Source organism: Trichothermofontia sp., from assembly GCF_053493415.1.
This window is the reverse complement of the sequence record NZ_JBRCAD010000049.1, coordinates 1-7813: the sequence shown is the minus strand read 5'-3', so window position 1 is coordinate 7813 and position 7813 is coordinate 1. Positions and strand designations below refer to the sequence as shown.

At 56.2% G+C, this 7813-nt stretch carries 2 protein-coding genes; both read right to left on the bottom strand.

Going from position 1 to position 7813, the window contains the following annotated elements; all coding sequences use genetic code 11:
- Positions 1-211: 211 nt before the first annotated feature.
- Positions 212-6070 (bottom strand): alpha-2-macroglobulin family protein, encoded by a 5859-nt coding sequence (locus ACWIUF_RS04445; protein WP_448571032.1) that lies wholly within the window; start codon positions 6068-6070, stop codon positions 212-214.
- 373 nt (positions 6071-6443) lie between these two features.
- Positions 6444-7373 (bottom strand): ATP adenylyltransferase family protein, encoded by a 930-nt coding sequence (locus ACWIUF_RS04440; RefSeq protein WP_448571031.1) that lies wholly within the window; start codon positions 7371-7373, stop codon positions 6444-6446.
- Positions 7374-7813: the final 440 nt, after the last annotated feature.

Genomic DNA, 7813 nt, shown 5'->3' with positions numbered 1-7813 from the left:
AAGTTTCGCTATTTGCAACTAGAACTCAGCCGTCGCTGTTCGCTCGTCCATTGGAGCTACGATTTGCTTCCAGAAACGCTTGTATGACTCTCGCACCCTCAAGTGTAAAGTTTTATATCTGGATTCAACACTTCTGCTCTGAACGCTGTTTGCATCCTCAGAATAGCTAAAATGACCTCATCCCACAAGGCTCTTGGGCTTTCCGGACTCATCAGGATGCCTCCGCAACCTTCAAAGTGGCAGCAGCGGCGCGGCCAAATTCCTCTGGGGCATACTTCAGATGGGCCTCGGTTCCCGGCCAGAGAAATGTGCCAGGAGTGACCGATCGCACTAAATAATGCAAGGCATAAACCCCCGGTTCCAAATGATCGGCATAGGCCATCACCCGATCGCGGTGGATCGTTTGATAGGTAATCTGCCAACTATCGGCTTGGGCTTGGAAAAAGGGCGTTGAGGTTTGGAAACTGGCATCGATCGCCTCTAACCCCGCTGGCAACGGGTCCGTGATCAACACATGATCCACCGGATGATCCGTAATCACCTCCACCCCTACATCAAACACCTGACCAGGGGGGAGCGCTAGGGGTTGGTTCGGCGCAAATAGACCAAACTGTTGCAACACCTTCTTGTCATTCGCTGGATGGAGCGATCGCGACACCCGCAGGCCATTGAGGCGACCGGGAGGATTGCCCTCTAGCCGATAGCGATAGGCCACCAGATAGTGCAAGGTACCCTCACCCGTTTTTTGCAATTGGAGATTGTGTTTCCCCTTGGGCAGGCCCGCCATTGGCACACTCACACTGGCATTGGGTTGGCGATAGCCCTGGAAAGCTGCTTCTAGTAAGGTCTTACGGTCTAACCTGGCCGTGGCCGTGAAATTGGGTGGTGTCGCTTGGGTCTGGCTATAGGCCACCAAGGCCGACAGGGCCGAGGCCGTGTCATAGCTATTGCCCCAGGTCCCCTCACGTTGCTGGTTGAGCAACCCTTGGAGCAATCGGTCTAGGGTGGTGGCATCCGCAGACTGTTCCAGGGCAAGGTGCAACGCTTCTGCTTGGGCGACCGTGGGTGAACTGAGCCAGCGCCAAGTGCGGGGTAAGTTTACCGTCGTCGATCGCCCGGATTCAGCTAGGTTTTCCTGAACTTGGGTGGTGAGCGATCGCGCCTCCGGTTGCCAATCGGGGAATGCCTGCAAATAGCGAGCCAGTTTGATCTGCGCCACTAAATCCAACTCATGACGTTGGCCGTAGATATCGGCCAAGAAATCACTGCGGCGATCGCCCAGGGCTGCTAGTCCCCGGAGGATTTCCAGCCGTACCTGTGCTTTACACAACGCCTCCTCACAGAAACCATACTGGCCCGGATCAGCTAGCACCTTACCCAAATAGGTCTTAAGCGGATCGATCAGGTTGGCTGGAATGGGGGTCGCCGTCGGTAGGGGAATCGCCCCCGCTTGGCCGGTCCCCGTTGCGGGTTGCAATTGGGCCAGCACTTGCGCCACATAGGGGGTCACAAACGGATCGGATTGCTCAGCACCGGGCCATGCCGCAAAGCCGCCATCGGGACGCTGGAGCCGTTGCAGTTGGGCGAGGGTCTCCCGTTGGATTGTGTCTAGCGGTTGATCGGTGGTGACGCTCAACTGGGGATAGCGTTGGGTCAACTGTTGCAGGTTCGTGACGATCGCTAACCGACTGGCCAGACTTTCCAGGAACGGCCAGGGTTCTTCAGCAAGCAGGGTTTGGGCCGGGACTGTCATTTCGGGCAATAGCGTACTGGCCAGATTGATGTCCAGACCGCCCGCATCGGGGTTGACCTTACGATCGATATTTAACGCCACCTGGGCGCGATCGCGCGTCGTTCCCGTTTCCACCACCTGCTCCGTGACTTCCAGCGTCCGGATCGGTAACGGCACTTCAAAGGCATCCGTGGCAGTGTTCAACTGGCTGTTAAACTGCACCGTGGCCTCACCCGCCTGTTCCACAACGATCGGGAAGCGATAGGCTTGGGTGCCCGTTTGCGATCGCGTATTGAGACTCGCGGGTTTACCGTCAGCAAAGGCGATCGGGCCAGTGAGGGACCCGGTAACCTGGAGATTTCCTGCCTGCCCTGTGGTGTTGGTGACTGAGAGTCCCGCTTCGATGCGATCGCCGGGTCGGGCAAACTGGGGCAGGATCGGGTTCGTCACCAAGGGTTGGGTCGTCTGGAAGGTGGCCTCCCCCTGACCAAAGCGGGCATCCGTCGTTGCGGCTACCGCCATCACCCGCCAGGTGGTGAGATCATCTGGCAAAGAGAAGGTTACCGTGGCTTTGCCTTGGGTGTCGGTCAGCACCGAGCCGTTGTAGTAGGCGGCAGGTTGAAACTCACGCCGGACCCGTGTATTCGCTGCCCCGGCGAGGAAGCCCCCGCCATAGCCCCAGCCCTTATCCAGGGGCGAGGCCAGTTGGTTCAGGATCACGTTGGGCCGGTTGTCGCTAAACCGGGTCGCGATCGGCTGCTCTGCATAGACCGTCTCCACCAAATCCGGGGGCCGATAACCGCTGAGTTGCAATACCGCCTCATTCACCACCAGCACCGTCACTTGGCCCGCCGTGGGGTTGCCGTCCGCATCCGTCAATTGGAAATTCACGGTTTGGCGGTCACCGGGCGCGAGGGTCTCCTGGGTCGGCGCGATCGCCACCTGGAGCCGTTTTTGGGCAATGCCCACCTTAAAGGGCGCAAAGCCAATTCGAGCCAGATTTTCTACCTCGACAGGTTCTGTTGGCGAGAGGGGTTTACCCTGCCGCACCAGAACCGCTTGCACCGCCGCATTGGGCAGCATCTCTGGCGTAATTTGAAACTGGATTTGGGGTGCCCCGCCTTTAACGGGAATCACCTGCTCATAAAGGCGATCGTGGCGCACGACCGCAAAATACACTTCGCCTTCGGGATAGGGGGATTGGATTAACGCCGTCGCCGTGTCTCCCACCTGGTACTCCGACTTATCCAGGCGCACATCCAGACGATTGTTATCCCGCCCCCACCAGCGCACGGTGCCCTCACCCGTCACCCACAGTTGGACATCAGTCGCACTGGCCTCATCGCGGCGATTGGGGAAGGTGGCCCGAATCCGATAGGGTCCCGCTTCGGGCGGGGTGAGGGTGGCCGTCGTGGCCTCGTTGCGCGAACGCACCGTTTGATCGGCCACGGTTGTATATTCCACCTGATTGCGTGCCCGTTCGCCCCCCTCAATCACCTGGGTCACACTGCGGTATGCCATCCGTTGCAGTTCCAGCTTCACGGCTTCCCCCGCCAGCGCTTGACCGGCTGGGTTGGTAACAATGAATTCCAGGTCTAAGGGTTTACCCGCTTCCCCCAGGAAATCAGCTTTCAGACCAATCAGGCGATCGCTGGGGAGAGCGGTCACAGTTTGGGAAGCCGCCACACTTAAATTAGAAACATCCTTCACTTCCACATCAATGCGGTAATCCACCGCGAAGGGAAGATCCTGGCCAATGGTGACAGTTTGACTGGCTTTTCCCGTCGCATCCAAAGCCATTTGGCGTTGCAGCACCTCGGCAGTAATCGTGGGTTGCTCTTCCGGCCAAATCCATTGGCGACCAAACGAGAACGCCTGCCAGTCTTCCGGTCGAAAGTCCGATCGCCGCCGGGTGACATAGAAACTGGCGCTGCCACCTTCCACGGGGGGACCAAAGAGATAGTTACTTTGGGCATTGGCATTAATGCGATCGCCCGCAACAGCTAGCACTTGATTAGCCTTATTGGCCTCACGGTCCAGGGTGAGATCGACTTTGAAATTGGGCGGCTTAAATTCAGCGACGCGAAACTCTCCCCGCAGTTCAACCCCCTTATCCGCCTTCGCCAGCACCCGATAAACGCCCAGCGGTTGATTGGCTTCCAGTTTTAATTCCTGGGAAAAGGTGCCAAATTGATTCGTAGTTTGCCGCCCTAACTCGCGTTTTTGTCCATCCGGACGTTCAAGCGTGATTTGATAGGCCGTGTTTTTACTTTGGACTAAATTGCCCTTATCCAGGTAATAGGCAACCCCCGTTAACCAGACCGTTTCATTGGGTTGATACAGTTGGCGATCGGAGAAAATCACGCCGCGTGCAATCGGTCCCTCGCCATCCCAATCAGCATCAATGCCATAGCCATAGCCGCCGCTAAATTCATAGGTACGGGTAAAGGCCCAATCCTGGGCTTCACGGGCAATGATGACCAACTCTGGCGGTTTTTGGAACGTCGAATTTCCCGCCATACATTGACGTAGCGCCGCTGCATTTAAAACCAACATTCCCGCTGTATCGGTTTTTCCCGTGGCGCAGGCATTCACCGGACTACGGGATTTTTCCGCCAGCCGGGAACGGTAAATTTCCACATCGGCATTGGCCACTGGTTGTCCATCGCTGAGGTGATGGACGCGCACTAACCCACTTTCCGGAAACCACTGGGCAAAGACCCCCAAATTAGTCAATTGCACCATGCCGTAGAAATTCGGTTCTCGCCACTTTTCAACCCCTTCTTCCACATAACGGTTAGTGCGGGCCTGAATGCCATAGGCCAACATCCCGGTATCGCCCCTCAATTGTTGCTTGAGATCGATCGCGGTGTCTACGGTTTCATTCTTCGGTTGATTAGTAATAGTTTGCCGGGACCAACTCCCCACAGCGGACAGCAATTCGGTACCTTCGCCCCTAGGATAGGCGGAGTCGAAATAGACCAAATCTGCCGGTTCCATGACCTTAAAACTGGCCCGGAATTCCGGTTGCGGCAGGTTCACACTCGACACATTGAGTTGCAGATCTTGACCCGCCGGGAAAATATTTAAACCCGTGGGTGCCCAGATCTCCGGCGCAACATTGCCCGTTTCGTAGCTGACGGTTTTCGTCTCACCCAGTTTTTGCCCATACTGATCCTCTAGATCAGCCCCGATCGTAATCGTGTAACGTGTATCGGGTTCCAGGGCATAGGGGTTCAAGCCCACCAAATTATCGCCATCATAGGCCCGGATGAGGGGAATCCCTTCCCTGGGGGCTGGGGAAACCGTGATAGCTTTGGTGGCAGACGCAGCAACGAGACCGTTATTAAACCGCAGTTGGGCAGCCCCTTGTTCAAAACGTCCGTAGGTGCCCCCCGCATCGGGTTTGCCGTAAAATTCCAGTTTTTCCAATGCCAAGGGACTGTAGGTTTTCACCTGGCTGGTGTACGTCGTTTCGCTGACCAAATTGCCCTGGGCCGGTTCCAGTCCTGCCTCAACCACAAAGGTGTAATCCGTGGCCTGTTGCAGCGATCGTCGCGGGGTCAATGTATAGTGCCAGGTGCGACGAGCGGGATTAAATTCGGTTTGCGGATCGGTAAAGTCAGCCGGTTCAGCCGTCGCTTCCTCCAGACTAGCTTTGAGATTAATCGTTGTTTCTGTCGCTTCCGATGTGAGTTTAGCCTGCTTCTCTAACGAAGCCAGGTTGAGTTCAACATTGGAGGTGAGTTTAAGGGTCGGTTCGAGGGTAATTGGCGTGGGATCAGGGTTGCCTTCCCAATCAGTCCCCGGCAAATTTGTCAGTTGAATCAGAGGGGTATTGAAGGTCCAAACAAGGTCCTGATCCAGACGGTTGCCTTCCAGATCCCCTAACCCCGCCTTCAGCGTCACCCGCATACGGGTGGCACCGGGGAGGGCGCGATCGCCCTGGAAGCCAATCATGCGCGGGGTCAACAACCGGAATTGCCCCGGCAGTTTCGGCTGGATCTGCACCTGTTTCAGGATCTTTTCAACATCTGGGCTTTCCAAGCTTTCCACACCGATCAGGGGATGCTTAAAGCGAATGCGGATCTGGGCCAATGGGTCGGCCTCATCGGTGGGGCTGATCTGCTCAATCCAATCCGGCAGTTCGGGCGTGGGGACGGCTTCGACGAGCATCGCGGGTTCTGGCTCCGGTCGGATCTCGGCCACCTGGCAGGCATGAATGCCCAGCACCAGGACTAATCCCAGAACAAACCATACGCCTACCCGCCGGGATAACCGTCGCCAGCCACGCCGCACCCTAGCCCACACCCGTTGCCCGACTCGTTGCCACCCCATAACCCCGATTTCCTCACCCGTAATTGTGTCACGATCCCCGCAAGGCGATCGCGATTCTCCGCTGAAGACCCGCCGTGAACGGCGTCGATCTTTTCCCTGTCATAGCGAATTGCTCCGGCAGAATGGGAAAATCCCCACAATTCTTAATCCCCCCGCCCACCGTCGCCGTAAAAGGGTGTTTGACAAGTCCAGAAATCAGTCGTTTTGGCGACTGAAGTCGCTACTACAAACGCCAAGCAACCCTTAGGACAGCCAAATGTCGAGGTTCGTAGTCGCGGTTTTAACTGCGATCCCCCTTTTAAAACGTCCTCTCAGGATGGGCCAGTGGGTTGCGGGATACCTTGCAGGACGCATTGAGGCGCGGAGCCTCGCGTCAGCTAATCCGGCGAGGCAGGCCAACCTGCTGCAAAACCGTAAAAATCTGCACCTGTTTCAAGTGCTCTAACTGGGCCTTATCTTTAACCAATAATGCCCCCGCAAACCCCAAGGCATTCACGGCGATCGTGGCGTAACTCCCCTGCGATCGCGGCACCAACAGCATCCATTCCCGCGTTAACAGCAGATTGTAGGCCCCCGTTTGTTCGGCCCCCGGTTGCAGTTCTCCTGGATGCAGCCCGACTGCTTTTAATAGAGTTTCGTAGGCTATTAACAGTCGTTGGACCGCCTGCTCCGGGGCGATCGTGGAGGGCAACGCTAACCGCACTAGCCCATGCACAAAGGGAAAATTTGGGATGAGACCGATCGCCTCCTGGTACTGGGCTGTTGCCAGTACGGGCGTAATGGGGATTTCCGCCTCGGTTAAGGGAATGAGTTGCAAATGCTTATGTGGCTGACTGGCTCCCGCTGCGGCCCCACCGTTGTAAAACGCTAAACCTGACATCTCCCGCAAACACAACCAAAGGGCAAAGAAATCATTAGCATTTAGCCAACTGGTTTGCGTTTCAAACGCACGGGTAACCATCAAGATATGGTGATCCACTACATTAAATTTATTCAATAAACACAGATGGCTAGGGGTGAGATCAGCCACGAATAAATGGGGATCGTAGGGCAGAAATGGATTAACGGGTTTGTCTGTTTCTGGCTGAATTTGGCGTTGCTGCTGGGCTAGCTCCTTCCGGGCCAAGTTGGCCAAGATGCGCACCACAAAAGCAATACCCCCTGCTTCAATGACTTCGGAATCCGTCGCGAGGGGCTGTAGGGCACCACAGTCTAAGGCCGCGATCGTGCGTTGTCTGACCTTCTCCCATAGGGTACCGGGTTCCAGCAGGCAGGCATTGGCAGCAATAATGGGATCGGGCATAGCACCAGCACGCAAACAAATCAACAGGACAGACCCAAAGCCTATCCCAAGACGAGACAGGCCGAGAATACCTATCCTCAGAAAAAACTATTGAACAACAGTTGTGGGGTAGATATCCTGCTAGGTGGGATTTTAGATTTTGGGATTTTAGATTTTAGATGGGCTGGATGTTGTGGGGTAGGCATCCTGCCTGCCCCGGAGACCTGGGCTGGATGTTGTGGGGTAGGCATCCTGCCTGCCCCGGAGACCGCCGAGACGGCTATCCTACTTTCAGCAACAGCCGAGACGGCTAGCCCCCGTTTAATGTGTGATTTCCTGATGCTACAGCCGTTCCCTCTCTAATGAAGTACTGCCAAGCCTTGTGAACAAGGGGCTTAAGCCCCTTGCCTGGACCTCACCGGGTGTGGAAGTGCTGTATCAACCTACCAGAGTGCAGGTAC

Excerpts from the sequence above, each read along its gene's own strand:
- ACWIUF_RS04445 (WP_448571032.1), bottom strand. The coding sequence starts at position 6,070 with ATGGGGTGGCAACGAGTCGGGCAACGGGTGTGGGCTAGGGTGCGGCGT.
- ACWIUF_RS04440 (WP_448571031.1), bottom strand. The coding sequence starts at position 7,373 with ATGCCCGATCCCATTATTGCTGCCAATGCCTGCCTGCTGGAACCCGGT.